Here is a 24,439-nt window from a genome sequence, read left to right on the forward strand (position 1 = left end):
GCGCTACTCACCGTCCTTGGACTCGTCCGAAGGCCACGCGTCGCGCAGCCACAGGTCGTCGGCAGGCGTCGGAGCGAGCAGCTCGGCCAGGCCGTCGTCGATGCCGAGCCGCTCGGCCTCAGAGCCTGGGGGGACCGCCCGCAGGGTGCGCTCCAGCCAGGCCGACACCTGCGCGGCCGGCGCTGCGAGCAGGGCGTCACCGTCGGGCGAGCTCAGCGCCATCAGCATGACGCTGCGGCCCGCGACCTTCGTCGGCCACACCCGCACATCGCCGTGCCCGCACGGCCGGAGCACCCCCTCGACGAGCAGCTCGCGGGCGAGGGTCCAGTCGACGGGGTGGTCGGTGCCGATGTGGAAGGTGATGTGGACGGCGTAGGGATCGTCGGTGCGGTAGCTGAGCCGCGTCGGGACGGGGATGCCGCGCTCGGGCGACAGGACGAGTTTGAGCTCGAGCTCGCGTTCCACCACGATGTGCATGTCGTGTTTCCTCTCGCGTACGGGGCCCTGTGGGCGGGCCCGTACGAGTGGAGAGCGCGTTGGTCCGGAACCATTACGCGGGTTCCGGGAATTTTTTGACCGGCTTCGGGCCGGCGCCCAACCGGCTTCGGGCGTCCTCGCCGACGAGGGGGACCCCTTTCCCGGACAACCTCGGAACCCGGCTCGCAAGACATGGCGGAACCATGCCCGAAAGGGGTGGGTACGGCGGGAGCGGCCGTGACAAGTGCGCCCGTCTGATAGATGTGGAGCCCTAAAAAGACCCCCGAGCAGATACGGGACGACGGACATGAGCGCCCCAACCCCGGCCCCCGGTGACGACAGGCCCCGCGAAGGGTATTACCCGGATCCCTCCATTCCTGGATATGTCCGGTACTGGAACGGTGCCGCCTGGGTACCGGGTACGAGCCGTCCGGCGCCGTCCGACGGCGAACCGCTCGCACCGCCGCCGGGCGCACGCCCGGCCCATGTGCCCGCACCGGCGCCGGCCCCGGCGGAGGAGACGGGTCCGCACTTCTTCGACGAGGACCCCCAGCCCAGGGTGTCCCCCTCCGATGCGCAGCACGGCAGCCGGCCCGAGCCCGCCGCCGCGTGGGGTGCCGACCGCTCCCAGCAGTCCGGCTTCGGCGGTGAACAGGACCGCCGGGTGTCCTGGGGCGCGCCTCAGGGCGCCGACCCTCGTGTGCCGCGCGCGGCACAGCCGGGCGACGACATCGTTCAGCCCGACGGCAAGTCCTCCCGCACGGACGGTACGGCGACGATCCCGCCCGCGGACTCCGGCAGCGACCGGCAGCCCCCGGCGTCCGGCGGCACCGTGGTGTTCCGCCGTCCCACGGGGCCGGTGCGGCCCGCGGGGCCGGAGGACACGCCGGGCGCGGGCAGCACGGGGAACCCGGATGCCGCCACGCCCGGCGCCAAGGACCCCCTCCCTTCCGAGGGCACCATGGCCTTCCGTGCGCTCTCCCCGCGCACGGAGCGCCGGCACGGGGCGCAGACCGGGGGCACGGGCCCGGCGGCGGGCGCACCCGGCACGGCCGGGGCGGCCGGTACTTCCGGTACGCCCGGTGCTTCTGGCGTTCCCGGCGCTTCTCCCGCGTCTCCCGCTTCCGGCGCTCCCGGTGCGAGCGGCCACGCCGGTGGTGGCTTCGGCGCCGGGCAGGCCGCCCAAGCGGCGGCCGCCGCCCGCAACGTCCCCGACACGCCCGCCACTCCCTCCGTCCCCCAGCAGTCCGGTGGCCCCACCCCCATGACCTCCGGCCCCGGCGGCGGACAGCCCTCCTGGGCCCAGCAGGTGCACCGGCTCGCGGGTGCCACGGACGACGAGGGGCAGCCGGTCGCGCCGTGGAAGCCGCCGGTCGACGACGTGTTCCAGGCGGCCGCGCGGCGGCAGTCGGCGGCGCGGCCCGCGGGCCTGGGCAAGCGGCTGGCCGCACGGCTCGTGGACACCGTCGTGCTCGCCGGTGTCACCGCCGTGGCCGCCGTGCCGCTGGGCACCAAAGCGATCGACCACATCAACGAGAAGATCGACGCGGCCAAGCTGTCCGGCGAGAAGGTCACGGTCTGGCTGCTCGACGGCACGACGACCAGTTGCCTCGGCATCGTCCTCGCCGTCCTGCTCCTCTTCGGTGTCCTGTACGACGCGCTGCCCACCGCCAAGTGGGGCCGCACCCTCGGCAAGAAGCTGTGCGGCATCGAGGTGCGCGACATCGAGGGCCACGAACCGCCGACCTTCGGCCTGGCCCTGCGCCGCTGGCTCGTCTACAGCGTCCCGGGCCTGCTCGTGGTCGGTGTCGTCGGCGTGCTGTGGTGCTTGTTCGACAAGCCGTGGCGGCAGTGCTGGCACGACAAGGCGGCCCACACCTTCGTGGCCGCGTCCTCGTGAATCCGCGTCCTTCCTGACCCCCCTCCGGCGTAGCCGTCCGGTCCCCCGGACGGCCCTCGCCGGATGCGGAGCCGGAGGGTTCGCGGTCGACTCGGGCCATGAGCAGTGAACCGCCGCCCCCCGGCTCCGGTCAGCCGCCGGACGAAGACCCGTTCAAGAAGCAGCCCCCGCCCGCCGAGGGCGGCGGTTCCCCGTACGACAGCCCCCCGCCGCCCGCGGGCGGCGGTTCTCCCTACGGCAATCAGCCTCCGCCGTACGGAGGCGGTCAGCCACCCCCCTACGGCGGAGGCGAGCCCCCCTACGGAGGCGGCGATCCCTACGGCAGCGGCGGCCCCTACGGCGGCGATCCGCTCGCGGGCATGCCCCCGCTCGCCGACAGCGGCAAACGGGTGCTGGCGAGGATCCTCGACATGATCCTGGTGGGCATCGTCGTGTGGCTGGTGTCCCTGGCCTTCGGGTTCCACCAGTACACAGTGGACACGGACAAGATCAAGTTCGGCGAATCCTTCGGGAAGGAAGTGATCGCCGCTGTGCTCTACGTCGCGTACGACACCGTCATGATGAGCAGGTCGGGACAGACCCTCGGCAAGAAGCTGCTCAACCTGCGGGTGGCCAACCTCGACAACGGTTCCACGCCCTCCGTGCAGACCATGCTGACGCGCTCGCTGGTCCTGTGGCTCCCGTTCGCGTTCTGCTGCGCGTGCATCTGGACCGCGATCGCGGGCGGCTGGAGCTTCTTCGACAAGCCCTACAAGCAGGGCCTGCACGACAAGGCGGCCAAGACGGTGGTGGTCAGCACCAGTTGACGTACACGGTCGGCCTCGCAGGGGCTGACCCCAGGGCGGCGGCAGGGCTCCGAAAACCGGCGGATCCGTGTTTCACGGAGCCCGCCGGTTCACGTACGAGGCGTACCGGGCGTCAGGGGCCGGCCGGTTCGCGTACGGGCTCAGGCGCCGCGGCGGCGGACACGGACGCGGTCTCGCGGTGTACGGGCACCCGCTCCACCGGAGCGGGAGCCGGAGCCGCCGCGGACGGCGTGGGCTTCGGCAGCGGGACCGTCACGGCGACGAGCAGCCCGAGCGCGAGCGCCGAGAGGGTGATCAGTGCGATCCCCAGGCCCGAACTCGTCTGAGACAGCAGCAGCATGGCGAGGGTGGAGAAGATCACGGTGCAGGAACCGTAGGCGAGCTGTGCGGCGGTCGGACGAGGCATGGCAATCGTGTCCTCGGATGGGGGTTCTCCCCCCGGTGCCTCTCGCGATGGGGGAGGTGCGGATAAGAATCGGGGGTGAGACAACGGTGTCGGCTTGGCAATCCGCCGACTTCCGACGCTCCGCCAATCGACTCTATTCGCCTGCATGCCCGAGTGGAACGACTGGTAAGCGTGACCTTACCCACGGTGCCGGTGCACAGGGGGCGCACGGAGTCATCACGTCCATCAAGTGGACATACGGGCGCGCCCGTTGGGGGTTGCGCGAAGCGTTCGGATAGCGAACCCCCGCTCCGCATAGTGCACTTGCCAGGTTCAAGTCAAGATCTGTCTTTTCTTTGGTAACTCCGGTCGAATGTCGTCACTTGAATCGCGTAGACGCGCGCGGACCTCCATGACCAGGACCCCCATCCGCGTGAGCGGGCGCGGGGGAGGACATCAAGTGACCAGAAGACCATGGACGTTCAGAGCAGCAGCGGTGGGCGTCGCCCTCGCGGCGGCCACCGCCACGTTCTCTACGTTCGCCGTGGCGGAGGCCGACTCGGCCGCCAAGTCACCGGCCGTGGACCGCCACGACCCGCAGCCGGCCAGGAACACGGTCGACCACGACCTCGACGGGCCGCTCAGCAAGACCCGGAACGCTCAGCGCCAAGAGGCCCTGAACCAGGTCATATCCGGCGACGCCAAGGTCCAGGACCGCAACGGCTCGCAGGTCGTCCAGCTGAAGAGCAAGAAGGGCGACAGCAAGTACGTCGAGCTCGGCCGCGAGAAGACCGACAAGATCTTCACGATCCTGGTCGAGTTCGGCGACAAGGTCGACAGCACGGCCGGCGGCACCGCCGGCCCGCTGCACAACCAGATATCCCAGCCGGACCGCACCAAGGACAACAGCACGGCCTGGCAGGCGGACTACAACCAGAAGCACTTCCAGGACCTCTACTTCGGCACCGGCAAGAACGTCGAGTCGATGAAGAAGTTCTACGAGAAGCAGTCCTCGGGCCGCTACTCGGTCGACGGCGAGGTCGCGGACTGGGTCAAGGTCCCGTACAACGAGGCCCGTTACGGCAACAACGCCTGCGGCTCCACCAACTGCCCGAGCGTGTGGAACGTCGTCAGCGACGGCGTCACCGCCTGGGTCGCCCAGCAGAAGGCGGCCGGCAAGACCGACGCGGCCATCAAGGCGGACCTGGCGAACTTCGACCAGTGGGACCGCTACGACTTCGACGGCGACGGCAACTTCAACGAGCCCGACGGCTACATCGACCACTTCCAGATCGTGCACGCCGGTGAGGACGAGTCCGCGGGCGGCGGCGCCCAGGGCACCGACGCGATCTGGGCCCACCGTTGGTACGCGTTCGGCACCGACGCGGGCGCCACGGGTCCGGCCGACAACAAGCTCGGCGGCGCGCAGATCGGCGACACCGGCATCTGGGTCGGCGACTACACCATCCAGCCGGAGAACGGCGGACTCGGCGTCTTCGCCCACGAGTACGGCCACGACCTCGGTCTGCCGGACCACTACGACACCGCGGGCGGCGACAACTCCACCGGCTTCTGGACGCTGATGTCGTCCGGTTCCTGGCTGGGCACCGGCAAGCAGTCCATCGGCGACCTGCCGGGCGAGTTCAACGCCTGGGACAAGCTGCAGCTCGGCTGGCTCAACTACGACACGGCCAAGGCCGGCAAGCAGTCCACGCACAAGCTGGGCGTCGCCGAGTACAACACCTGGAACAAGCAGGCGCTCGTCGTCACGCTGCCCGACAAGGAGGTCACGACCACGGTCGTCACCCCCGCACAGGGCTCGACCCAGTGGTGGAGCGGCAGCGGTGACAACCTCAAGAACGCGCTGACCCGTTCGGTCGACCTCACCGGTAAGTCCTCGGCCACGCTGACCCTGGACGGTTACTACGACATCGAGGCCAACTACGACTTCCTCTACACCGAGGTCTCGACCGACGGTGGCGCCAACTGGACCGCGATCGACGGCACGGTGGACGGCCAGCCCATTCCGCACGACGCCAGCGACAAGCCGGCCCTGACCGGCACGGTCGATGGCTACAAGAAGCTGTCGTACTCCCTGAACGCCTACGCGGGCAAGAAGATCGACGTCCGCTTCCGCTACCAGACCGACGGTGGCGTGGCCCAGAAGGGCTTCGCGGCCGACGAGATCGCCGTGACCGCCGACGGTTCGGCGCTCTTCTCGGACAACGCCGAGACGGCCGACGCCGCTTGGACGGCGACCGGCTTCTCGCGGATCGGCGCGTCCTTCACCAAGGACTACGCGCAGTACTACCTTGCCGAGAACCGCCAGTACGTCTCGTACGACAAGACCCTCAAGGTCGGCCCGTACAACTTCGGCTTCTCGACGACCCGTCCGGACTGGGTGGAGCACTACCCGTACCAGAACGGCTTGTTGATCTGGAAGTGGGACACCTCCCAGGCGGACAACAACACCAGCCAGCACCCGGGTGTCGGCCTCGCGCTTCCGGTCGACGCGCACCCGAAGGCCCTGTGGTGGTCCAACGGCACGCTGATGCGCAACCGCATCCAGGCCTACGACTCGACGTTCAGCCTGTACCGCACGGACGGCATCACGCTGCACAGCGCGGACGTCGCGACGAAGATCCCGTCGTCGAAGGGGGTGTCGGTCTTCAACGACCACACCAGCGACTACTACGACAACAGGAACCCGACCGGCGGCGTCAAGATCACTGACACCAACACCAAGATCCAGATCGTCAAGGAGGCCAAGGACGGCTCCACGATCTCGCTCCGGGTCGGCCCCGCGGTGAAGTAGTCGGCATTTTCGCAGGTCAGAAGGCGATCGGCGGCGACCCCTGGCGGGTTGCCGCCGATCCGTGTTTAGGTGCGTCCTGTGGCTCGCTTATTGACACTGACTCGCACGGGGGTGTGACCGCATGGCCGCAGGAGGTTTCTGCAAGCTGCCGAACGGCAGCGTGGTGGTGGCGTTGAACCTGCCCAGCCCGTCGGGCTCGGGCGGCGGCTGCGTACGCTTCCTGGTCCTCGCCCAGAACCGCGCCCGAGCCCTGACGCGGCTGCGCAACCTGGGCATGCGTGCGGTCTACCTCCGCGGCAACGCGGCGCCCCCCACCCCGGACGAGATCACCGCGGTCCTGCACCACCCCGACGGCCTCATATGGCGGACGGCCCCTGACCACGGTGTCACGGGCCTTGAACCGGCCCAGGAGCTCTGGCACCCGATCAGAGCGCTGCTGAGACGACCAGCGGCACAGGCGTGAGACGGGCGTCTTGAGACTGCGGGAACTCTGAATCCTCCGGGCGAGCGGATTCCCGCCGCGACCGCGGGCGGGCGGCGACGGTGAGTAGCCACGGCGGTGGCTGCGACGACGGCGAGTAGCTATGACGGTGCGCAGCGGCAACGGTGAGTAGCCGTGACGGCGGGCAGCCGTGACGGCAGCAGCGGCGACGGTGAGTAGCCACGACCGCGGGCAGCCGTGACAGCAGCGGCGGCGGGCAGCCGTGGCGGCAGCAGCGGCGACGGGATGCCGTGGCGGCACAGTCAGGACGGCGGAAGCGGCGGGCAGCCGTGGCGGCACAGTCATGACGGCAGCGGCGACGGTGAGTAGCCACGACGGGCAGCGGTGGCGGTGCGTTTCGGTGGTGCCGGACCCGGTGGAACCTCCGTGGGGCGCTCCCCGCAGGGGCTAGACGACAGGCTTGCCCGTCAGTTCCACACCCGCTGCCCGCAGCTCCTCCAGGGCCCGCTCCGTCGTCTCCTCGGCCACCCCGGCCGTGAGGTCGAGCAGCACCTGGGTGCGGAAGCCCTCGCGGGCCGAGTCGAGGGCGGTGGCGCGGACGCAGTGGTCCGTGGCGATGCCGACCACGTCCACCTCGCCGATCTCCCGGGCCCGCAGCCAGTCGCCCAGCGAGACCCCGTTCTCGTCGACGCCCTCGAAGCCGCTGTACGCCGCCGCGTAGGCACCCTTGTCGAAGACGGCGTCGATCGCGCCGGAGGCGACGGCCGGGGCGAAGTTCGGGTGGAAGCCCACCCCCTCCGTGCCGGCCACGCAGTGCGCGGGCCAGGTGTGCACGTAGTCGGGGTTGTCGGCGAAGTGGCCGCCGGGGGCGATGTGGAGGTCGCGGGTGGCCACGACATGGCGGTAGCCGGCGGGCGCCTGCCCGATCAGCTCCGTGATGGCGGCGGCCACATCTGCACCCCCGGCCACCGCGAGGCTGCCACCCTCGCAGAAGTCGTTCTGCACGTCTACGACGATCAAGGCGCGGCGCATGGTCGGTGTCCTTCGGCTTGGCAGGAGGTCGGTGGATGGGGTGCGGGCCCGGCCGTTGCTGCTTGTACCGAGCCTAGAGACTTCAAGTGCGCTGCGGGAGGGGGCTTTTGGCTTCCGCGAGCCGCGCAGGCACGCTGCCGTTGCATTCCCGCTCACCGGTTGTTCATGCGTGTGGCCGCACGAGTGGGCACCAGTGGGGCCACTGGGGCGCCGCACCGGTGTGGCCGGCGCCCACGTCTCGGGCGTACTCCGTGGATCTGGGGCGTACTCCGTGGGTTCTCAGACGTACTCCGTGGGAATCACCGGCTCTCCGCGCGAGAGCTGCGTCGCCGACAGCGGCAGGTTGGCGCGGGCCGTCGCGTGCCGGTCGCGTACGACGTCGAGGGGCTCGCGGGCGACCACCTGGCCGCCCTTGATCAGCTCGACCAGGAGCTGGTGGTCGACCAGCTCACCGGGGACCGGCCCGGTGCCGATCACCTCGGTCTCGGCGACCCCGTGCTCGTCGAGCCGCCGCGCCGCCCACTTGCGCCCGCCGATGGACGTCTTGCCGCCCGAGGACTTCTTGGCGACGGCCTCCAGCGGCGCCTTGAGGTCCGCCGACTCTGCGCGGGCGACCAGCTTGTAGACCATGGAACAGGTGGGATGGCCGGATCCCGTCACCAGCTGGGTGCCGACGCCGTACGCGTCCACGGGCGCCGCCGCCATCGAGGCGATCGCGTACTCGTCCAGGTCGGAGGTCACGATGATCTTCGTGCGGGTCGCGCCCAGTTCGTCCAGCTGCTGGCGTACCCGGTGCGCGACCAGCAGCAGGTCACCGGAGTCGATGCGCACTGCGCCCAGGCCGGTGCCGGCGACCTCGACGGCCATCCGGACCGCCTCGGCGACGTCGTACGTGTCCACGAGCAGCGTGGTGCCGCGGCCGAGCGAGTTCACCTGCGCCTGGAAGGCGTCCCGCTCGCGGTCGTGCAGCAGGGTGAAGGCGTGCGCGGAGGTGCCGACGGTCGGAATCCCGTAGCGGAACCCGGCGGCCAGGTCGGAGGTGGTGGTGAAGCCGCCGATGTACGCGGCCCGCGCGGCGGCGACCGCGGCCAGCTCGTGCGTGCGCCGGGCGCCCATCTCGATCAGCGGCCGCTCCCCGGCGGCGGAGGCCATCCGGGAGGCGGCGGCCGCGATCGCCGAGTCGTGGTTGAGGATGGAGAGGATCACCGTCTCCAGCAGCACGCACTCCGCGAAGGACCCCTCGACCCGCAGGATCGGCGAGCCCGGGAAGTAGACCTCGCCCTCGGGATAGCCCCACACGTCGCCGCTGAAGCGGTACGAGGCGAGCCACTCCAGGGTCGGTTCGTCCACGATCCGCTGCTCGCGCAGAAAGCCGAGGACGTCCGCGTCGAAGCGGAAGTTCTCGACGGCGTCGAGAACGCGGCCGGTCCCGGCCACGACCCCGTAGCGCCGCCCGTCGGGCAGCCGCCGCGTGAAGACCTCGAAGACCGAGCGCCGCTCGGCGGTCCCCGCGGCCAGCGCGGCCTGCAACATCGTCAGCTCGTACTGGTCCGTGAAGAGCGCCGTCGAGGGAACATCCACCGGCAGCCCAAGGTCCGCTGTGTTCATGACGGGATCGTACCCCCATCTCGTCACTCTGACGATTTGTGGGTCTGTTTAGTGGGGCCCGTTTGTGCGGGTACCCGTGTCTGGTGGCAGCATGGGCGGTGTGACGGCTCCCGCACCCCTAGAGATCGAAAAGACCGAGTCGGCGGAGGAGGTCTTCGCCGTACCTGAGCCGGACGTCCCCTGGTTGACGATCGTCCACAACGACCCGGTCAACCTGATGAGCTACGTGACGTATGTCTTCCAGACGTACTTCGGCTACACCAAGGACAAGGCCACCAAGCTCATGCTCGACGTCCATCACAAGGGCCGGGCGGTCGTCTCCAGCGGCACGCGCGAGGAGATGGAGCGCGACGTACAGGCCATGCACGGCTACGGTCTGTGGGCCACCCTTCAGCAGGACCGAAAGTAGCCCGAAAGCAGCCCGAGCCCCGGAAGCCGGAAACGGCGAGCAGCACCGGAAGCAGCCCGCACAGCCCGCACACGTGGCGCAGGACCGGAAGTAGCGAATTCACTCCATGCCAGGACACTTCGAACCGCTCCCCGGCGGCGGCGCGGCCGTCGCGCTCGACGAGGTCGAGATCTCCATCATCCGCTCCCTCGCCGTCCAGCTCCTGGAGCTCATCGGTCCCGGCCCCGCGGAGAACGCCCCCGACGACCCGCTGGCCGAGCTGTTCGCGGAGGGCCCCAGCGAGCCGCCCACCGACCCCGTGCTGCAGCGCCTCTTCCCCGACGCCTACAGCGGCCCCGCCGTCGAGGCCGACTCGCCGGAGCAGGCCGAGGAGCAGCGCGCGTACTCGGCGGAGTTCCGCCGCTTCACCGAGAACGACCTGCGCGCGGCCAAGCGCGAGAACGCCCTCGTGGTGATCCGCTCCCTCGACGCGCTCACCACGGCGGGTGACGGCGGCGCCGTCCTCAAACTGTCCGCCGAGGAGTCCGAGCAGTGGCTGCGCGCCCTGAACGACCTGCGCCTGGCGATCGGCTCCCGGCTCGATGTCGTCGACGAGGAGGACACCGACCTCCTCTACCGGCTCCCGGACGAGGACCCGCGCAAGCCGATGGTGATGGCCTATCTGTGGCTGGGCGGCCTCCAGGAGAGTCTCGTCGAAACGCTCATGCCCTGATGCCCCGAACGCTCATGCCCTGATCTGTCGAACCGCTCATGCCCTGATCCGTCGAAACTCTTATGCCCTGATCTGTCGGTATAAGTGCCCTCTGGTGTTCGCTCAACGGACGCTCAATTCCGGATAACGATCGCGTCACCACTGTGGCCGGTTATGCACCCCTGGACGTCCGTTCGTCCGCTTTTTCCTGTGGCGTGCCTTACATCAGCCACCGCCGATCAATGTTGCGGCCGTGATAAATCTTCACGACCGCCCGACGGGACACCACCCATGTCCGGTCGGGTGCGCCACCAGCCGGCGGATCGCCGGCCAGGCATAAAGCTCCACCATCCGGGGGGATCGGAACCCGATCCGAAGCCAAGGCACTGGCTCGGATCGGCTGGAGAAAGGCGCACCACACATGACCTCATCGCAGGTCGACAAGCAGTACGACGGCAGTGAGGCCGTGGGCGGCGACGCCCCCGAAGAGGGGTACGAGCGCGGGCTCGGCAGCCGTCAGGTCCAGATGATCGCGATCGGCGGCGCCATCGGCGTCGGCCTGTTCCTGGGCGCCGGGGCGAACATCGCCAAGGCCGGACCCAGTCTCATCTTCATGTACGCCCTCGCGGGCGTGATCATCTTCTTCATCATGCGGGCGCTCGGCGAGCTCCTGCTCTACCGCCCGGTCTCGGGATCCTTCGCGGAGTACTCCCGCGAGTTCCTCGGCCCGTTCTTCGGCTACTTCACCGGCTGGACGTACTGGCTGATGTGGGTCGTCACCGGCATGGCCGAGCTCACGGCCGCCGCGATCTACGTCCACTACTGGTTCCCGCAGGTCCCGCAATGGGTGACGGCGCTGGTCTTCCTGGTCGTCCTGTTCGTGGCCAACCTGATCTCGGTGAAGCTCTTCGGCGAGATCGAGTTCTGGTTCTCGATGGTCAAGGTCACCGCGCTGATCGGCATGATCGTGATCGGCCTCGGCGTCCTCACCTTCGGCTTCAGCTCGGCCGGTGACACGGCGTCCGTCGCGAACCTCTGGCAGTTCGACGGCTTCTTCCCCAAGGGCATCGGCTCGTCCCTGATGACCCTGCAGGGCGTCATGTTCGCCTACCTCGCCGTCGAGCTCGTCGGCGTCACGGCGGGCGAGTCCGAGGACCCCGAGAAGACGCTCCCCAAGGCGATCAACACCCTGCCCTGGCGCATCGCCCTCTTCTACGTCGGCGCCCTCACGGTCATCCTCTGCGTCGTGAAGTGGACGGAGTTCGCACCGGGCGTCAGCCCCTTCGTCGAGGCCTTCGCGAAGATCGGCATCCCGGCGGGCGCCGGCATCGTCAACTTCGTCGTGCTGACCGCGGCCCTGTCCTCCTGCAACTCCGGCATGTACTCCACGGGCCGCATGCTGCGCACCCTGGCCGACAACGGCGAGGCCCCGAAGGTCTTCAACAAGCTGTCCTCGACCAAGACCCCCGCGATCGGCATCACGATCTCGGTGCTCTTCATGGGCATCGGCGTGGTCCTGAACTACATCGTCCCGGAGAAGGCCTTCGGCTACGTGACCTCGGTGGCCACCGCGGCCGGCATCTGGACCTGGCTGATGATCCTGGTCAGCCACATCCTGTACCGCCGCGCGGTCGACGCCGGGCGCCTGCCCGCTTCCTCCTTCCCGGCCCCGGGCGGCGCGAAGTGCAGCTGGATCGCGGTCGTGTTCCTGCTCTTCGTCACCGGCCTGATCGCGTACGACGCCGACTCGCGCATCTGCCTGTACGTGATGGCCGGCTGGGCCGCCGTCCTGGCCGTCGGCTGGGCGATCCTGAAGGCGCGGAACCCGGAGGTCGCCGAGCGCCGCGAGCCGACGTTCGAGAAGGTCGGCTGACCTTCCGGGCAAGGTCGGCCGGCGTTCCTGACCGAGGTCGGCCGACCTCCCTGGTCACCATGTGGGCTGCTCCGTACCACCCCTCGGTACGGAGTGGCCCTTCTGCTTATCCTGGCGAACATGCTGACCATCACCCAGGCCCTCTTCGACCAGATCGTCGCGCACGCGCGCCAGGACCACCCCGACGAGGCGTGCGGCGTCGTCGCGGGCCCGGTGGGCACCGGCCGCCCCGAGCGGTTCATCCCGATGCTCAACGCCGCCCGCTCGCCCACCTTCTACGAGTTCGACTCCGGCGACCTGCTGAAGCTGTACCGCGAGATGGACGACCGCGACGAGGAGCCCGTGATCGTCTACCACTCCCACACCGCGACCGAGGCGTACCCGTCCCGCACGGACATTTCGTACGCCAACGAGCCCGGTGCGCACTATGTCCTGGTCTCCACCGCCGACACGGACGACGCCGGCCCCTTCCAGTTCCGCTCGTACCGGATCGTGGAGGGCGAGGTGACGGAGGAGGAGATCAAGGTGGTGGAGGCGTACTGATCCGGACCGATACCGACGCGATCCCGCAATTCGGTCAGAATTCATCCACTATCTGAGATCACATTCCGGGACCCGGACCGGGAATCGATACGATGAGCCCATGGTTTCCCACGACGTGAGCGACAAGACGCCGGGCATGCTGCTCGTGGCGCGGCTGCACGTCGACCTGTGCAGGCTGCAGAGCGCCATCTGTACGCGCTGATCCCTGCCGCCGCCGTACGGCCGTGAGCCGCGGCTCCGCAACCGGCGTACCCCCTGCTTTCCCGCGCTGCCGCGCGCCCACCGACTGACTTCCTCCCGACAGGAGCCCCAAGCCATGGCCATCGAGGTCCGCATCCCCACCATCCTCCGCACCTACACCGGCGGCGAGAAGGCCGTCGAGGGCGGCGGCGCGACCCTCGCCGAGCTCCTCGCCGACCTCGAGACCCGGCACGCGGGCATCCAGGCCCGCATCGTGGACGGCGGCGAGCTGCGCCGCTTCGTCAACGTCTACCTGAACGACGAGGACGTCCGCTTCCTTGACGGAATCAACACCAAGCTGACCGACGGCGACAACGTCACGATCCTGCCGGCCGTCGCCGGTGGCATGGCCTGATCGGCCGCTGGTCTCCCATGCGCTACGACTCCCCGCTCGCGGCGGTGGGCAACACCCCTCTGGTGCGCCTGCCGCGGCTCTCGCCGTCCGCGGACGTCCGCATCTGGGCGAAGCTGGAGGACCGCAACCCGACGGGTTCGGTCAAGGACCGTCCGGCCCTGCACATGATCGAACAGGCCGAGAAGGACGGCCGGTTGACGCCCGGCTGCACGATCCTGGAGCCGACCTCCGGCAACACCGGCATCTCGCTGGCCATGGCGGCGAAGCTCAAGGGCTACCGCATGGTGTGCGTGATGCCCGAGAACACCTCGCAGGAGCGCCGTGACCTGCTCGGCATGTGGGGCGCGGAGATCATTTCCAGCCCTGCGGCGGGCGGCTCGAACACCGCCGTGCGCGTCGCCAAGGAGCTGTCGGCCGAGCACCCGGACTGGGTGATGCTCTACCAGTACGGCAACCCGGACAACGCCGGCGCGCACTACGCGACGACGGGCCCCGAGATCCTCGCCGACCTCCCCTCGATCACCCATTTCGTGGCGGGCCTGGGCACGACCGGCACGCTGATGGGCGTGGGCCGCTTCCTGCGCGAGCAGAAGCCCGACGTGAAGATCGTCGCCGCGGAGCCGCGCTACGACGACCTGGTGTACGGCCTGCGCAACCTCGACGAGGGCTTCGTGCCCGAGTTGTACGACGCGTCGGTCCTCACCTCGCGCTTCTCGGTCGGCTCGGCGGACGCGGTGACCCGTACCCGCGAACTCCTCCAGCAGGAGGGCATCTTCGCGGGCGTCTCCACGGGGGCCGCGCTGCACGCCGCGATCGGCGTCGGCAAGAAGGCCGTCGCCGCCGGTGAGTCCGCCGACATCGTCTTCGTCGTGGCCGACGGCGGCTGGAAGTACCTCTCGACGGGCGTCTACACGGCGGCGACCACGGAGGAAGCGATCGAGACGCTGCAGGGGCAGCTCTGGGCGTAGGGGTTGCGGTGGTGGGTTTTCCGCTCCCTCCGCCCCTACCTGTCCCGTAACTGGGGGCTGCGCCCCCAGACCTCGCTCAAAAGATTGCGCAGTTCCCCGCGCCCCTGAAAGGGGCGCGGGGGGCGAGAAGCACCCCGCCTCAGCCCGCCAGGTAGCGGACCTGATCCCACAACACCGGGTCCACTACCCCCACGCGGCGCCGGAAGTCCCACACAGGGACGTCCCGCAGCTCATCCGTCTCCAGGAAGCTCGCCCGTCCGTGCGCATCCCCCACGGCCCCCGGCGGCAACGGAATCACCCCGGCCCGCTCGTCGTGGTACTTACTGGTGATCTTCGCGACGGTAGCGCGATCCCCCCGCACGGCCAGCACCAGACAGGGCCGATCCTTGATCCCCGGCCCGTCCTCGTACGGAACGGTCGCCCACCAGATCTCCGCCGGTCGCGGCCGAGGCGCCCCCCGCCGCCGCACACCCGCCCGTCCGGGCGGACGGGTAGGCCGGGCAGGCCGGCGCCCACGGCGCCCCCAGCCGTCCACCAGCGTCGCGACCAACGCGAGCAGCACCACCGCCGCCAGCGCGAGCCACCAGGACGTGTCCATACCAAAGAAGGTACCGGCGCGTATCCCCGCCCGCCCCCTTGCCCGGAGCGACCCGCCAGGGTTCGGCCCACTCCACGTCCATCCGAACCGGTGACAGCACAGGTGAGTTCGCCCACAACGGCCCCTGGTGGAGGAGCGACCGGTCCTTTTGCGCCTTACGCTCGACGGACCGCACGACCCCCGTTTTCCGTAACTGCTCCGAGTACCTGCACCCCGCATCTACTCTCTGCACTTCCTGCCAGCGCGGAGGTTCCAGCTCTTATGAAGCTCACCGTCGTCGGCTGCTCGGGGTCGTTCCCGTCCGCGGAATCGGCCTGCTCGAGCTACCTCGTAGAGGCCGACGGCTTCCGGCTGCTTCTCGACATGGGCAATGGCGCCCTTGGCGAGCTGCAGCGCCACTGCGGTCTCTACGACCTCGACGCGATCTTCCTCAGCCATCTGCACGCCGACCACTGCATCGACATGTGCGCGTACTTCGTCGCGCGCTACTACCGCCATGACGGCGGCCGCTGCGATCCGCTCCCCGTCTACGGACCCGAGGGCACCGAGCAGCGCCTGACCACCGCGTACGGGGACACCCCCACCGCCTTCTCGATGAGCGAGGTCTTCGACTTCCACACGGTCAAGCCGGGCACGTTCGAGATCGGCCCGTTCACCGTGCACACGGACCGGGTGCGCCACCCCGTGGAGGCGTACGGCATCCGACTGGAGCACGAGGGGAAGTCGCTCACGTACTCCGGGGACACGGGGGTGACCGAGGCCCTGGACGAACTCGCCCGCGACACGGACCTGTTCCTGTGCGAGGCCGCGTTCACCCACGGCAAGGAGAAGATCCCCGACCTCCACCTCAACGGCCGCGAGGCAGGCGAGACAGCCGCCCGCGCCGGCGCCCGCCGCCTGCTGCTCACCCACATCCCGCCGTGGACGGACCACCAGACCAACCTGGAGGACGCGCGCGCTGCGTACACGGGTCCGGCGGAACTGGCGATGCCTCGACTGTCGTACGAGATCTGAGCACTCCCGCGCACGAGCTGCGACCGCACCCGCACACGCGAAGGCCCCCGGAACCAATCGGTTCCGGGGGCCTTCGGTTGCGCAGACGGACGCCTCACGCCTTCGTGAGGTCCTCGACCTCCTCCTCGGGCTCACGGCCCGGGGTGGCGAGGTTGAACTTGAGGATCGCGAAGCGGAAGACCACGTAGTAGATCACCGCGAAGACCAGGCCGATCGGGATGATCATCCAAGGCTTGGTGGCCAGGCCCCAGTTCAGGAAGTAGTCGATGGCGCCGGCCGAGAAGCTGAAGCCGTGGTGCACGCCCAGGGCCCAGGTGATGGCCATCGAGAGTGCCGTCAGGACTGCGTGGATTACGTACAGCACCGGCGCGATGAACATGAACGCGAACTCGATCGGCTCGGTGATGCCGGTGACGAAGGAGGTCAGCGCGAGCGAGAGCATCATGCCGCCGACGGCCTTGCGGCGCTCCGGGCGGGCGCAGTGCGTGATCGCCAGGGCGGCCGCAGGCAGGGCGAACATCATGATGGGGAAGAAGCCCGTCATGAACTGGCCCGCGGTCGGGTCGCCGTGGAAGAAGCGGGGCAGGTCGCCGTGCCACACGGCGCCGGCGGAGTCCTTGTAGGAACCGATCTCCTGCCAGGCCACGGTGTTGACGAACTGGTGCATGCCGACCGGCAGCAGCGCGCGGTTGATGGCGCCGAAGATGCCCGCGCCGACGGCGCCGAGACCGGTCATCCACTCGCCGAAGTTGGTGATGACGTCGCCGATGGGCTCCCAGACCAGACCGAAGAAGACGCCCACGGCGGTGCCGATGAAGGCCATCAGGATCGGGACGAGGCGGCGGCCATTGAAGAAGCCCAGCCAGTCGGGCAGCTTGGTGCGGTGGAAGCGCTGCCAGGTGACGGCGGCTATCAGGCCCATGACGATGCCGCCGAGGACCTTGGGATCGTTGTATGTGGCGGCGATGTCCGCGCCCTTGGTGACCTTGGCGTCGGTGATCGGGAACGCGGTCAGCACGTTCTTGTAGACCAGGAAGCCGACCAGCGCTGCCAGGGCAGTGGAGCCGTCGGACTTCTTGGCGAAACCGATGGCGATGCCTACGCAGAACAGCAGCGGCAGGTTGCTGAACACCGCGTCGCCGGCGGTCGCGAACACGGACGCGACCTTGTTCCAGCCGAGGCCGTCCTTGCCGAATACGTCATCCTGCCCGAGGCGAAGCAGGATGCCCGCCGCCGGCAGCACGGCGATCGGGAGCTGAAGGCTGCGGCCGACCTTCTGCAGGCCCTGGAACAGGCCGGATCCCCGCTTCTTCGCGGGGGCCGCCGTTGCGCTGGCGGTGCTCATAGTTCCTCCATGTGCCGGTGCTGCCGGGGGACGGGAAGGGGGTAGGCAGCATCCGCGTGGTCTACACCACTCAGTGGTGTAGACCTGTTGTAGCACGGTGAAGGCTGGATAAGGAACCCGCGATTTTTGTGGGCTCGGCCATAGTCGGACGAAGTGGCCGGAAGAGGTTGCAGTCGTGACGAAGGGCCCCCGGACCGGACGGTCCGAAGGCCCCTGAGAGGTACGGGAAAGGCCTTACTTATGGCTTCGTCGTGTCCACCACCTCATCCTCAGGCTCCCGTCCCGGAGTCTTGAGGTCGAACTTGGTGATCGCGAAGCGGAAGATCGCGTAATACACGACCGCGAAGCACAGTCCGATCGGGATGATCAGCCACGGCTTGGTCGCCAGATGCCAGTTGATGACGTAGTCGATCAGACCCGCCGAGAAACTGAACCCGTCGTGCACCCCCAGCCCCCAGGTCACCGCCATCGACACACCCGTGAGCAGTGCGTGGATCACGTAGAGCATCGGCGCGATGAACAAGAAGGAGTACTCGATCGGCTCGGTGATGCCCGTGATGAACGATGTCAGCGCGACGGAGAGCATCATGCCGCCAATCTCCTTGCGGCGGTTGGGCTTTGCGCAGTGCGCGATGGCCAGCGCGGCGGCCGGCAGCGCGAACATCATGATGGGGAAGAATCCTGAGGTGAACTGGCCCGCGTTGGGGTCACCGTTCAGGAACATGTTGATGTCACCGTGCACGACCGTCCCGTCGGGCTTGGTGAAGCTGCCGAACTGGAACCAGATGGGCACGTTCAGGAACTGGTGCAGACCGATCACCAGCAGCGCCCGGTTGGCCACACCGAAGACACCCGCACCCCACGCGCCCAGACTCACCAGCCAGTCGCTGAATGTCTGCAGAGCGTCACCGATCGGCGGCCAGATCCACAGGCACAGCGCGGCGAACGCGATGGCCACGAACGACATGATGATCGGCACCAGCCGGCGCCCGTTGAAGAAGCCGAGCCAGTCCACCAGCCTGGTGCGGTGGAATCGCTGCCAGAAGTACGCGGTCATCAGCCCCATGATGATTCCGCCGAAGACCCCCGGATTCTGGTACGTGAACGCCGCCACGGAGAAGTCGGGCGCCTGGCAGCCGATGTCCTGGATGACCTTCGCCTGCTGTGCGCAGCTCTCCGGGAACTCGTGCAGTACGCCGAAGTAGACGAGGAACCCCGCGACCGCCGCGAGCGCGGTGGACCCGTCCGCCTTCTTCGCCATGCCGATGGCCACGCCCACGCAGAACAGCATCGGCAGCCCGAGCTCGCCGTCCAGCAGCGCGCCGCCCGCGCCCTTCATCACCTTGGAGACGTTGTCCCAGCCGAGCCCGTCGGAGCCGAACACGTCGGGCTGGCCAAGCCGGTTGAGGATGCCGGCGGCCGGCAGCACCGCGATGGGGAGCTGAAGGCTGCGGCCCATCTTCTGCAGGCCCTGGAACAGAGTGTTCCAGCGGGCGCGTGCGGGTGAGACGGCGCTGTCGGCACTCATCGGCGTCCTCCCGGCAGGGCCGGTTTGGCGACTGCCCGCACACTGGTGTAGACCAGTTGGCGACCGGTCGCTCTGTCGTGACCGCCATCATTCGGTACGTACGACATGACCGCTCGCGAAGATGGGCCAACTGTGGGTTACTGCGACAAAGCGGTTCGGATCAGGGAGTAGGACATGGCCACCAAGGCTGAGAAGATCGTCGCCGGGCTCGGCGGCATCGACAACATCGAAGAGGTCGAGGGCTGCATCACCCGCCTGCGCACCGAGGTGAACGACCCCTCGCTGGTCGACGAGGCCGCCCTGAAGGCCGCCGGCGCCCACGGAGTCGTCAAGATGGGCACCGCGATCCAGGTCGTCATCGGCACGGACGCGGACCCGATCGCCGGGGAGATCGAAGACATGATGTGAGACCGGGGCTCTTCGACCTCCGGCTCGCACCTGAGGGGCTGCTTCCGTTACCGGCGGCAGCCCCTCAGCCGTATACGGCTAGGCTCATCCGCATGTCTCGAATCGACGGCCGCACCCCCGAACAGCTGCGCCCCATCACCATCCAGCGCGGCTGGAGCAAGCACGCCGAGGGCTCCGTCCTCGTCTCCTTCGGCGACACCAAGGTGTTCTGCACCGCCTCCGTCACCGAGGGCGTCCCGCGCTGGCGCAAGGGCAGCGGCGAGGGCTGGGTCACCGCCGAGTACTCCATGCTTCCCCGCGCCACCAACACCCGCGGCGACCGTGAATCCGTACGCGGCAAGATCGGTGGCCGTACCCACGAGATCAGCCGCCTCATCGGCCGTTCCCTGCGCGCCGTCATCGACTACAAGGCGCTCGGCGAGAACACCATCGTCCTCGACTGCGACGTCCTCCAGGCCGACGGCGGCACGCGTACGGCGGCCATCACCGGCGCGTACGTGGCGCTCGCCGACGCGGTCACCTGGGCGCAGGGCAAGAAGCTGGTGAAGGTGGGCCGCAAGCCGCTGACCGGAACGGTGAGCGCCGTGTCCGTGGGCATCGTCGGCGGTGTCCCGCTTCTCGACCTCTGCTACGAGGAGGACGTGAAGGCCGACACCGACATGAACGTCGTCTGCACCGGCGACGGCCGCTTCGTCGAGGTCCAGGGCACCGCGGAGGCGGAGCCCTTCGACCGCAAGGAGCTCAACGCGCTGCTGGACCTGGCGGTCGCGGGCTGCGACGAACTCGCGGCCATCCAGCGCGCGGCCCTGGAAGCGACGATCGAGGCAACCGCGCGTTAACCCTTCGCGTTCTTAGGGGTACGGGCGTACGGTCCAGCCGTGCGCCCCGCCGATCACGTCACGGGGCGAGCCGACCGCATCACCGGTCGAGCCGACCGCACCACGGGGTCGGACCACATCATGCCCACGGGGAGGGACCGTTCCATGGCCGCGCGCCACCGCCGCCGCACCGCCGCATTCGCCGTCGTCGCCGCACTCGTCGCCCTGCCGGCGGCCGTCGGCTGCGACGCCGTCAACAAGGCCCTGGACTGCGTCCAGACCGCCGACTCCATCGCCGACAGCGTCACCGACCTCCAGCAGGCCGTCGAGAACGCGGCGAATGACCCGACGCAGACCGACGAGTCCCTCAACTCGATCGAGAAGAACCTCGACAAGATCGGCGACAAGACCGACAACGCCGACGTCAACAAGGCGGTCGACGACCTCAACAAGGCCGTCGGCAATGTCCGTACGGCCATCAAGAACGGCGACAACACCCCCGACATCAGCCCGGTCACGGACGCGGCGGGCGAACTGACGAAGGTCTGCACGCCGTAAGAGCCGACGGGCGGACTCGGAGATACTGGCGACCATGACCCGCCTGATCCTCGCCACCCGCAACGCCGGAAAGATCACCGAGCTGAAGGCGATCCTCGCCGACGCAGGTCTCACCCACGACCTCGTCGGCGCGGACGCCTACCCGGACATCCCCGACGTCAAGGAGACCGGCGTCACCTTCGCCGAGAACGCCCTGTTGAAGGCCCACGCCCTGGCCCAGGCCACGGGCCTGCCCGCCGTCGCCGACGACTCTGGCCTCTGCGTCGACGTCCTGAACGGCGCGCCCGGCATCTTCTCCGCCCGCTGGGCCGGCCGCCACGGCGACGACAAGGCCAACCTCGATCTCCTCCTCGCCCAGCTCGCCGACATCGAAGAGTCCCACAGGGGCGCCCACTTCGCCTGCGCCGCGGCCCTCGCCCTGCCGGACGGCACCGAGCGAGTGGTCGAAGGCCAACTGCGAGGCACCCTCCGCCACACCCCCACCGGCACCAACGGCTTCGGCTACGACCCGATCCTCCAGCCGGAGGGGGAGACACGCACCTGCGCGGAGCTGAGCGCCGAGGAGAAGAACGCGATCAGCCACCGGGGGAAGGCGTTCAGGGCGTTGGTGCCGGTGGTGCGGGAATTGTTGGGCTGAGGCCACGCACGAGAACGGCCTGCGGATCCTTCGATTCGCAGGCCGTTTGCTGTGCGGCGGAAGGGATTCGAACCCTCAAGCCGTTTCACGGGCCACAGATCCTAAGTCTGCTGCGTCAGCCGTTGCGCCACCGCCGCTAGCCGTCTGACATCGTACCGGTCACGAGGCTGCTGGTGAGCAGCGGTTTCTGTCACGCCGTTTCCCGGCTTCGGCTGCCTCCCCTGCACCAGGTGCTGGTGATCGCATGACAGTTGGGGCACAACAGCCGTCGCCCCTCCTTCGACCGGCGGGGCGAGAGGTGAAGTGCGAAGTGTCGAGACCGTACTCGCTGATCCTGCGGCTGATGTTGGTGTGGTGGCCGCCGACAACTTCGAGGCCGAGGTGACGGAGTACGTCGTTCATTGACCCGCATGCCGCCACGGCGGGTGCGAGTACCTTTCTCCTCCAGCGCGTTCTTTCGCGACGAACGGGCTGCCTCCTCCAGTCGCTCGGGTGGTCAGGTCCCTTGGTATCCTGCTGATGAGCAGTCAGGCCTTCCGGGTCCGGACACATGTCCGCCGGGAGGCTTTTTTCATGCCCGAAAACCACAGGAGGAGGACCATGCTCGACATCACCGTGCGCCGCGCGAACGCTGCCGACCGTCCCGTACTGGAGCGTCTCTGGCCGCTGTTCCAGCACGACATGTCCGGGTTCCGGGGCGCGCTGCCCAATCCGGACGGGACGTTCCGCAGCGAACGGCTGGAGGCGGCGTTCACCGACGCCGACCGGGCGCCGTATCTGGTGGCGAGCGGGGAACATCCGGTCGGCTTCGCCTTCGTGCGCGGCCTGAACGGCCCGACCCGCGTACTCAACAGCTTCTTCGTCGTGGGCGGAGCCCGGCGGCAGGGGGTCGGACTGCGGGTTGTCCGGGAAGTCGTCGCCCGGTACCCGGGCCCCTGGGAGGTCGCCTTTCAGGACAACAATCCGGCCGCCGTGTGCTTCTGGCGCCGTGTCGCCGTCGAGATTGCCGGCGACGACTGGACCGAGGAGCGCAGGCCGGTGCCGGGGCGACCGGACCTGCTTCCCGACGTGTGGATCTCCTTCTGACCCCGGATCCCCGGAGCCGGACCTCAGATCCCCAGATCCTTGATGATCTTCGCCACGTGGCCCGTCGCCTTCACGTTGTACAGGGCCCGCTCGACCTTGCCCTCCTCGTCCACGACGATCGTGGAGCGGATGACGCCGACGTACGTCTTGCCGTAGTTCTTCTTCTCGCCGTAGGCGCCGTAGGCCTCGATGACGCTCGTGTCGGGGTCGCCGACAAGCGTCACCTTCAGGTTCTCCTTCTCGCGGAACTTGGCGAGCTTCTCGGGCTTGTCGGGGGAGACGCCGATGACGTCGTAGCCGGCGCTCGCGAGGACGTCGAGGTTGTCCGTGAAGTCGCAGGCCTGCTTCGTGCAGCCGGGGGTCAGGGCGGCCGGGTAGAAGTAGACGATGACCTTGCGGCCCTTGTGGTCGGCGAGGGAGACCTCGTTGCCGTCGGCGTCGGGCAGGGTGAAGGCGGGGGCGGTGTCGCCGGGCTGAAGTCGCTCGCTCATCGGTACCTCACGTGACCGGGGGATGGATACGGATACGGAACGAGCGTAATGGGGGGTGCCAAGGGGTGCGGCCCGGTCCGAGCTGACAGACTGTCGACTGTAGGACTCAGACACGACCACGGAGGCAGCGCGGTGTCGGATACGTCGAGAACGTCGGATACCAGGACTCCGGCGCAGATCGAGGCGGACATCAAGCGCCGCCGCGAAACGCTCGCCGAGACGCTCGACGAGATCGGCGTGCGCGTGCACCCGAAGACGATCGTCGGGGACGCCAAGGCAAAGGTCGTCTCCAACATCGATCACACATTGGGGCGCGCCTATGTCGGCGTCAACCGTGTCGTCAGCGATGTGAAGGGCCAGTTCGTGACGGAGGACGGCGCGCCGCGGCTGGAGCGCATCGTGCCGGTGGCCCTGGTCGTGGTGGGGGTCGTCGGACTGCTCGCCGTGGGCTCGCGGCGACGCAAGGGCTGACCCACCGACGTACGAAAGCGGCCGAGGCAGGTAGGTTCGGGGCGTGAGCGCCAATCGGGAAAAGCACAGCACCCAACACGACAAGTTGCCCATCCGCATGCTGCACGACCGCGTGCTGGTGCGGCAGGACGCCGCCGAGGGCGAGCGGCGTTCCGGCGGCGGCATCCTGATCCCCGCGACGGCGGCCGTCGGCCGGCGTCTCGCCTGGGCCGAGGTCGTCGCGGTCGGGCAGAACGTCCGGACCGTGGAGCCGGGCGACCGCGTCCTGTACGACCCGGAGGACCGCGCGGAGGTCGAGGTGCGCGGGATCGCGTATGTGCTGATGCGTGAGCGGGATCTGCACGCGGTGGCCGCGGACCGGTTCGAGGGGTCCGAGGACTCGACCGGGCTGTACCTGTAAAACGACTGACTTTGCCTGTGGATCGCAGGTGAAAGGGGCTGGTGACCCTCGCCACCAGCCCCTTTTGCCGTTTCTTTGCTACCTTTGAAGGACCCCGACGAGACGCGCCGTACCGGGCGGAGAGCCGAAGAGCCTCCGGGCAAAGACGACGCACCCCTGTTGATCGATCACGGAGGTGCCGCTCATGGCCTGGGTCCTGTTGCTCGTCGCCGGTCTGCTGGAAGTCGGCTGGTCGATCGGTATGAAGTACACCGACGGATTCACCCGGCTCGTCCCGAGCGTCCTCACGGGCGCGGGCATCGTCGCGAGCATGGTCCTGCTGTCGTACGCCGCCAAGTCCCTGCCCATCGGCACCGCCTACGGCGTCTGGGTCGGCATCGGCGCGGCCGGGGCGGCGGTGCTCGGCATGGTCGTGCTCGGTGAGCCGGCGACCGCCGCCCGGATCTTCTTCGTCTGTCTGCTGCTGGTGGCCGTGGTGGGGCTGAAGGTCACCTCCGGCCACTGATCGGCCGGGCCCGGCCTTGCTCAGTGTCCCCGGCCG

At 68.8% G+C, this 24,439-nt stretch carries 28 protein-coding genes, 1 tRNA gene, 1 pseudogene and 1 riboswitch; of the genes and pseudogenes, 20 read left to right on the forward strand and 10 right to left on the reverse strand.

The window, feature by feature from the left end:
- Positions 1 to 3: 3 nt before the first annotated feature.
- On the reverse strand, positions 4 to 477 hold the full coding sequence (locus ACZ4RZ_RS28595; RefSeq protein WP_467748817.1) for an SsgA family sporulation/cell division regulator: 474 nt from the start codon (positions 475 to 477) through the stop codon (positions 4 to 6).
- A gap of 307 nt (positions 478 to 784) precedes the next feature.
- Between ACZ4RZ_RS28595 and ACZ4RZ_RS28600 the strand changes: the two genes are divergently transcribed.
- Both ACZ4RZ_RS28600 and ACZ4RZ_RS28605 read left to right on the forward strand, forming a co-directional pair.
- Positions 785 to 2,377 (forward strand): RDD family protein, encoded by a 1,593-nt coding sequence (locus ACZ4RZ_RS28600; protein ID WP_467748818.1) that lies wholly within the window; start codon positions 785 to 787, stop codon positions 2,375 to 2,377.
- A gap of 98 nt (positions 2,378 to 2,475) precedes the next feature.
- Complete coding sequence (locus ACZ4RZ_RS28605) at positions 2,476 to 3,183, forward strand: RDD family protein (protein WP_467748820.1); 708 nt, start codon at positions 2,476 to 2,478, stop codon at positions 3,181 to 3,183.
- Positions 3,184 to 3,295: 112 nt separating this feature from the next.
- On the opposite strand, the gene ACZ4RZ_RS28610 is transcribed toward ACZ4RZ_RS28605, so the two are convergent.
- Positions 3,296 to 3,589 carry a hypothetical protein gene (locus ACZ4RZ_RS28610; protein ID WP_467748821.1) on the reverse strand — a complete coding sequence of 98 codons (294 nt, stop codon included), beginning with the start codon at positions 3,587 to 3,589 and terminating at the stop codon, positions 3,296 to 3,298.
- Positions 3,590 to 4,028: 439 nt separating this feature from the next.
- Here ACZ4RZ_RS28610 and ACZ4RZ_RS28615 point away from each other — a divergent pair, with 439 nt between their 5' ends.
- Together ACZ4RZ_RS28615 and ACZ4RZ_RS28620 are read left to right on the forward strand one after the other, a co-directional pair.
- Positions 4,029 to 6,383 carry an immune inhibitor A domain-containing protein gene (locus ACZ4RZ_RS28615; RefSeq protein ID WP_467748822.1) on the forward strand — a complete coding sequence of 785 codons (2,355 nt, stop codon included), beginning with the start codon at positions 4,029 to 4,031 and terminating at the stop codon, positions 6,381 to 6,383.
- A gap of 121 nt (positions 6,384 to 6,504) precedes the next feature.
- Positions 6,505 to 6,846 carry a hypothetical protein gene (locus tag ACZ4RZ_RS28620; RefSeq protein WP_467748823.1) on the forward strand — a complete coding sequence of 114 codons (342 nt, stop codon included), beginning with the start codon at positions 6,505 to 6,507 and terminating at the stop codon, positions 6,844 to 6,846.
- Between the two features lie 426 nt (positions 6,847 to 7,272).
- Here the strand turns inward: ACZ4RZ_RS28620 and ACZ4RZ_RS28625 are convergent, their stop codons facing one another.
- Positions 7,273 to 7,857, reverse strand: a complete 585-nt coding sequence (locus tag ACZ4RZ_RS28625; RefSeq protein ID WP_467748825.1) for an isochorismatase family protein — start codon at positions 7,855 to 7,857, stop codon at positions 7,273 to 7,275.
- 279 nt (positions 7,858 to 8,136) lie between these two features.
- Positions 8,137 to 9,465, reverse strand: a complete 1,329-nt coding sequence (locus tag ACZ4RZ_RS28630) for a nicotinate phosphoribosyltransferase (RefSeq protein WP_467748826.1) — start codon at positions 9,463 to 9,465, stop codon at positions 8,137 to 8,139.
- A gap of 91 nt (positions 9,466 to 9,556) precedes the next feature.
- On the opposite strand from ACZ4RZ_RS28630, the gene clpS reads away from it, so the two are divergent.
- From clpS to ACZ4RZ_RS28665, 7 genes are all read left to right on the forward strand, one after another.
- On the forward strand, positions 9,557 to 9,874 hold the full coding sequence (clpS, locus tag ACZ4RZ_RS28635) for an ATP-dependent Clp protease adapter ClpS (RefSeq protein WP_467748827.1): 318 nt from the start codon (positions 9,557 to 9,559) through the stop codon (positions 9,872 to 9,874).
- 106 nt (positions 9,875 to 9,980) lie between these two features.
- A complete protein-coding gene (locus ACZ4RZ_RS28640; RefSeq protein WP_467748828.1) occupies positions 9,981 to 10,586 on the forward strand; it encodes a DUF2017 domain-containing protein in 606 nt (201 codons plus the stop codon).
- A gap of 400 nt (positions 10,587 to 10,986) precedes the next feature.
- A complete protein-coding gene (locus tag ACZ4RZ_RS28645; protein ID WP_467748830.1) occupies positions 10,987 to 12,438 on the forward strand; it encodes an amino acid permease in 1,452 nt (483 codons plus the stop codon).
- 120 nt (positions 12,439 to 12,558) lie between these two features.
- A complete protein-coding gene (locus ACZ4RZ_RS28650) occupies positions 12,559 to 12,981 on the forward strand; it encodes a M67 family metallopeptidase (RefSeq protein WP_467748831.1) in 423 nt (140 codons plus the stop codon).
- A 100-nt stretch (positions 12,982 to 13,081) separates the two neighbouring features.
- Complete coding sequence (locus ACZ4RZ_RS28655) at positions 13,082 to 13,183, forward strand: putative leader peptide (RefSeq protein WP_313904860.1); 102 nt, start codon at positions 13,082 to 13,084, stop codon at positions 13,181 to 13,183.
- A gap of 114 nt (positions 13,184 to 13,297) precedes the next feature.
- Positions 13,298 to 13,576: a MoaD/ThiS family protein gene (locus ACZ4RZ_RS28660; RefSeq protein ID WP_189184774.1), complete on the forward strand. Its 279-nt coding sequence runs from the start codon at positions 13,298 to 13,300 to the stop codon at positions 13,574 to 13,576.
- Between the two features lie 17 nt (positions 13,577 to 13,593).
- Positions 13,594 to 14,544, forward strand: a complete 951-nt coding sequence (locus ACZ4RZ_RS28665; protein ID WP_406169646.1) for a PLP-dependent cysteine synthase family protein — start codon at positions 13,594 to 13,596, stop codon at positions 14,542 to 14,544.
- A gap of 139 nt (positions 14,545 to 14,683) precedes the next feature.
- On the opposite strand, the gene ACZ4RZ_RS28670 is transcribed toward ACZ4RZ_RS28665, so the two are convergent.
- Entirely contained in the window at positions 14,684 to 15,142 is a 459-nt protein-coding gene (locus ACZ4RZ_RS28670) for a type II toxin-antitoxin system PemK/MazF family toxin (RefSeq protein WP_467748833.1), read from the reverse strand.
- Between the two features lie 261 nt (positions 15,143 to 15,403).
- Here ACZ4RZ_RS28670 and ACZ4RZ_RS28675 point away from each other — a divergent pair, with 261 nt between their 5' ends.
- Positions 15,404 to 16,156, forward strand: coding sequence for an MBL fold metallo-hydrolase (locus ACZ4RZ_RS28675; protein ID WP_467748835.1), 753 nt, complete (start codon positions 15,404 to 15,406; stop codon positions 16,154 to 16,156).
- A 94-nt stretch (positions 16,157 to 16,250) separates the two neighbouring features.
- On the opposite strand, the gene ACZ4RZ_RS28680 is transcribed toward ACZ4RZ_RS28675, so the two are convergent.
- Together ACZ4RZ_RS28680 and ACZ4RZ_RS28685 are read right to left on the reverse strand one after the other, a co-directional pair.
- Entirely contained in the window at positions 16,251 to 17,501 is a 1,251-nt protein-coding gene (locus ACZ4RZ_RS28680) for a PTS transporter subunit EIIC (RefSeq protein WP_467748836.1), read from the reverse strand.
- A 238-nt stretch (positions 17,502 to 17,739) separates the two neighbouring features.
- Positions 17,740 to 19,029, reverse strand: coding sequence for a PTS transporter subunit EIIC (locus ACZ4RZ_RS28685; protein WP_467748838.1), 1,290 nt, complete (start codon positions 19,027 to 19,029; stop codon positions 17,740 to 17,742).
- Positions 19,030 to 19,203: 174 nt separating this feature from the next.
- On the opposite strand from ACZ4RZ_RS28685, the gene ACZ4RZ_RS28690 reads away from it, so the two are divergent.
- From ACZ4RZ_RS28690 to rdgB, 4 genes are all read left to right on the forward strand, one after another.
- On the forward strand, positions 19,204 to 19,437 hold the full coding sequence (locus tag ACZ4RZ_RS28690; protein WP_362501359.1) for a PTS sugar transporter subunit IIB: 234 nt from the start codon (positions 19,204 to 19,206) through the stop codon (positions 19,435 to 19,437).
- Positions 19,438 to 19,529: 92 nt separating this feature from the next.
- Positions 19,530 to 20,276: a ribonuclease PH gene (rph, locus tag ACZ4RZ_RS28695; RefSeq protein WP_467748840.1), complete on the forward strand. Its 747-nt coding sequence runs from the start codon at positions 19,530 to 19,532 to the stop codon at positions 20,274 to 20,276.
- 144 nt (positions 20,277 to 20,420) lie between these two features.
- Positions 20,421 to 20,813 (forward strand): hypothetical protein, encoded by a 393-nt coding sequence (locus ACZ4RZ_RS28700; protein ID WP_467748982.1) that lies wholly within the window; start codon positions 20,421 to 20,423, stop codon positions 20,811 to 20,813.
- Between the two features lie 34 nt (positions 20,814 to 20,847).
- Positions 20,848 to 21,450, forward strand: a complete 603-nt coding sequence (rdgB, locus tag ACZ4RZ_RS28705; RefSeq protein WP_467748841.1) for an RdgB/HAM1 family non-canonical purine NTP pyrophosphatase — start codon at positions 20,848 to 20,850, stop codon at positions 21,448 to 21,450.
- A 52-nt stretch (positions 21,451 to 21,502) separates the two neighbouring features.
- Here the strand turns inward: rdgB and ACZ4RZ_RS28710 are convergent.
- Positions 21,503 to 21,587 (reverse strand) — tRNA-Leu (locus tag ACZ4RZ_RS28710).
- A 53-nt stretch (positions 21,588 to 21,640) separates the two neighbouring features.
- Positions 21,641 to 21,730 (reverse strand): annotated as a pseudogene (locus ACZ4RZ_RS28715) (HNH endonuclease); the annotation flags it as partial.
- Between the two features lie 320 nt (positions 21,731 to 22,050).
- On the opposite strand from ACZ4RZ_RS28715, the gene ACZ4RZ_RS28720 reads away from it, so the two are divergent.
- Positions 22,051 to 22,536: a GNAT family N-acetyltransferase gene (locus ACZ4RZ_RS28720; protein WP_467748843.1), complete on the forward strand. Its 486-nt coding sequence runs from the start codon at positions 22,051 to 22,053 to the stop codon at positions 22,534 to 22,536.
- A gap of 23 nt (positions 22,537 to 22,559) precedes the next feature.
- On the opposite strand, the gene bcp is transcribed toward ACZ4RZ_RS28720, so the two are convergent.
- The gene (gene bcp / locus ACZ4RZ_RS28725; RefSeq protein ID WP_467748845.1) at positions 22,560 to 23,027 is read right to left on the reverse strand and encodes a thioredoxin-dependent thiol peroxidase; all 468 of its coding nucleotides are present in this window, start codon (positions 23,025 to 23,027) and stop codon (positions 22,560 to 22,562) included.
- 132 nt (positions 23,028 to 23,159) lie between these two features.
- Between bcp and ACZ4RZ_RS28730 the strand changes: the two genes are divergently transcribed.
- The 3 genes from ACZ4RZ_RS28730 to sugE all read left to right on the forward strand — a co-directional run bounded on the left by ACZ4RZ_RS28730 (position 23,160) and on the right by sugE (position 24,403).
- The gene (locus ACZ4RZ_RS28730) at positions 23,160 to 23,498 is read left to right on the forward strand and encodes a DUF3618 domain-containing protein (protein ID WP_467748847.1); all 339 of its coding nucleotides are present in this window, start codon (positions 23,160 to 23,162) and stop codon (positions 23,496 to 23,498) included.
- 97 nt (positions 23,499 to 23,595) lie between these two features.
- Positions 23,596 to 23,898 carry a GroES family chaperonin gene (locus ACZ4RZ_RS28735; RefSeq protein ID WP_187285621.1) on the forward strand — a complete coding sequence of 101 codons (303 nt, stop codon included), beginning with the start codon at positions 23,596 to 23,598 and terminating at the stop codon, positions 23,896 to 23,898.
- 76 nt (positions 23,899 to 23,974) lie between these two features.
- Positions 23,975 to 24,053, forward strand: a riboswitch (guanidine-III (ykkC-III) riboswitch).
- Between the two features lie 29 nt (positions 24,054 to 24,082).
- Positions 24,083 to 24,403 (forward strand): quaternary ammonium compound efflux SMR transporter SugE, encoded by a 321-nt coding sequence (gene sugE, locus ACZ4RZ_RS28740; protein WP_266828021.1) that lies wholly within the window; start codon positions 24,083 to 24,085, stop codon positions 24,401 to 24,403.
- Positions 24,404 to 24,439: the final 36 nt, after the last annotated feature.

It is taken from the genome of Streptomyces sp. NPDC027189 (genome assembly GCF_055566975.1).

Excerpts from the sequence above, each read along its gene's own strand:
- rph (WP_467748840.1), top strand. The coding sequence starts at position 19,530 with ATGTCTCGAATCGACGGCCGCACCCCCGAACAGCTGCGCCCCATCACC.
- ACZ4RZ_RS28645 (WP_467748830.1), top strand. The coding sequence starts at position 10,987 with ATGACCTCATCGCAGGTCGACAAGCAGTACGACGGCAGTGAGGCCGTG.
- ACZ4RZ_RS28735 (WP_187285621.1), top strand. The coding sequence starts at position 23,596 with ATGCTGCACGACCGCGTGCTGGTGCGGCAGGACGCCGCCGAGGGCGAG.
- ACZ4RZ_RS28660 (WP_189184774.1), top strand. The coding sequence starts at position 13,298 with ATGGCCATCGAGGTCCGCATCCCCACCATCCTCCGCACCTACACCGGC.
- ACZ4RZ_RS28665 (WP_406169646.1), top strand. The coding sequence starts at position 13,594 with ATGCGCTACGACTCCCCGCTCGCGGCGGTGGGCAACACCCCTCTGGTG.
- ACZ4RZ_RS28655 (WP_313904860.1), top strand. The coding sequence starts at position 13,082 with ATGGTTTCCCACGACGTGAGCGACAAGACGCCGGGCATGCTGCTCGTG.
- ACZ4RZ_RS28605 (WP_467748820.1), top strand. The coding sequence starts at position 2,476 with ATGAGCAGTGAACCGCCGCCCCCCGGCTCCGGTCAGCCGCCGGACGAA.
- ACZ4RZ_RS28595 (WP_467748817.1), bottom strand. The coding sequence starts at position 477 with ATGCACATCGTGGTGGAACGCGAGCTCGAGCTCAAACTCGTCCTGTCG.
- ACZ4RZ_RS28690 (WP_362501359.1), top strand. The coding sequence starts at position 19,204 with ATGGCCACCAAGGCTGAGAAGATCGTCGCCGGGCTCGGCGGCATCGAC.
- ACZ4RZ_RS28675 (WP_467748835.1), top strand. The coding sequence starts at position 15,404 with ATGAAGCTCACCGTCGTCGGCTGCTCGGGGTCGTTCCCGTCCGCGGAA.
- clpS (WP_467748827.1), top strand. The coding sequence starts at position 9,557 with ATGGGCGGTGTGACGGCTCCCGCACCCCTAGAGATCGAAAAGACCGAG.
- ACZ4RZ_RS28620 (WP_467748823.1), top strand. The coding sequence starts at position 6,505 with ATGGCCGCAGGAGGTTTCTGCAAGCTGCCGAACGGCAGCGTGGTGGTG.
- sugE (WP_266828021.1), top strand. The coding sequence starts at position 24,083 with ATGGCCTGGGTCCTGTTGCTCGTCGCCGGTCTGCTGGAAGTCGGCTGG.
- ACZ4RZ_RS28650 (WP_467748831.1), top strand. The coding sequence starts at position 12,559 with ATGCTGACCATCACCCAGGCCCTCTTCGACCAGATCGTCGCGCACGCG.
- ACZ4RZ_RS28670 (WP_467748833.1), bottom strand. The coding sequence starts at position 15,142 with ATGGACACGTCCTGGTGGCTCGCGCTGGCGGCGGTGGTGCTGCTCGCG.
- ACZ4RZ_RS28625 (WP_467748825.1), bottom strand. The coding sequence starts at position 7,857 with ATGCGCCGCGCCTTGATCGTCGTAGACGTGCAGAACGACTTCTGCGAG.
- ACZ4RZ_RS28640 (WP_467748828.1), top strand. The coding sequence starts at position 9,981 with ATGCCAGGACACTTCGAACCGCTCCCCGGCGGCGGCGCGGCCGTCGCG.
- ACZ4RZ_RS28685 (WP_467748838.1), bottom strand. The coding sequence starts at position 19,029 with ATGAGTGCCGACAGCGCCGTCTCACCCGCACGCGCCCGCTGGAACACT.
- ACZ4RZ_RS28630 (WP_467748826.1), bottom strand. The coding sequence starts at position 9,465 with ATGAACACAGCGGACCTTGGGCTGCCGGTGGATGTTCCCTCGACGGCG.
- ACZ4RZ_RS28610 (WP_467748821.1), bottom strand. The coding sequence starts at position 3,589 with ATGCCTCGTCCGACCGCCGCACAGCTCGCCTACGGTTCCTGCACCGTG.
- ACZ4RZ_RS28720 (WP_467748843.1), top strand. The coding sequence starts at position 22,051 with ATGCTCGACATCACCGTGCGCCGCGCGAACGCTGCCGACCGTCCCGTA.
- ACZ4RZ_RS28700 (WP_467748982.1), top strand. The coding sequence starts at position 20,421 with ATGGCCGCGCGCCACCGCCGCCGCACCGCCGCATTCGCCGTCGTCGCC.
- rdgB (WP_467748841.1), top strand. The coding sequence starts at position 20,848 with ATGACCCGCCTGATCCTCGCCACCCGCAACGCCGGAAAGATCACCGAG.
- ACZ4RZ_RS28600 (WP_467748818.1), top strand. The coding sequence starts at position 785 with ATGAGCGCCCCAACCCCGGCCCCCGGTGACGACAGGCCCCGCGAAGGG.
- ACZ4RZ_RS28680 (WP_467748836.1), bottom strand. The coding sequence starts at position 17,501 with ATGAGCACCGCCAGCGCAACGGCGGCCCCCGCGAAGAAGCGGGGATCC.
- bcp (WP_467748845.1), bottom strand. The coding sequence starts at position 23,027 with ATGAGCGAGCGACTTCAGCCCGGCGACACCGCCCCCGCCTTCACCCTG.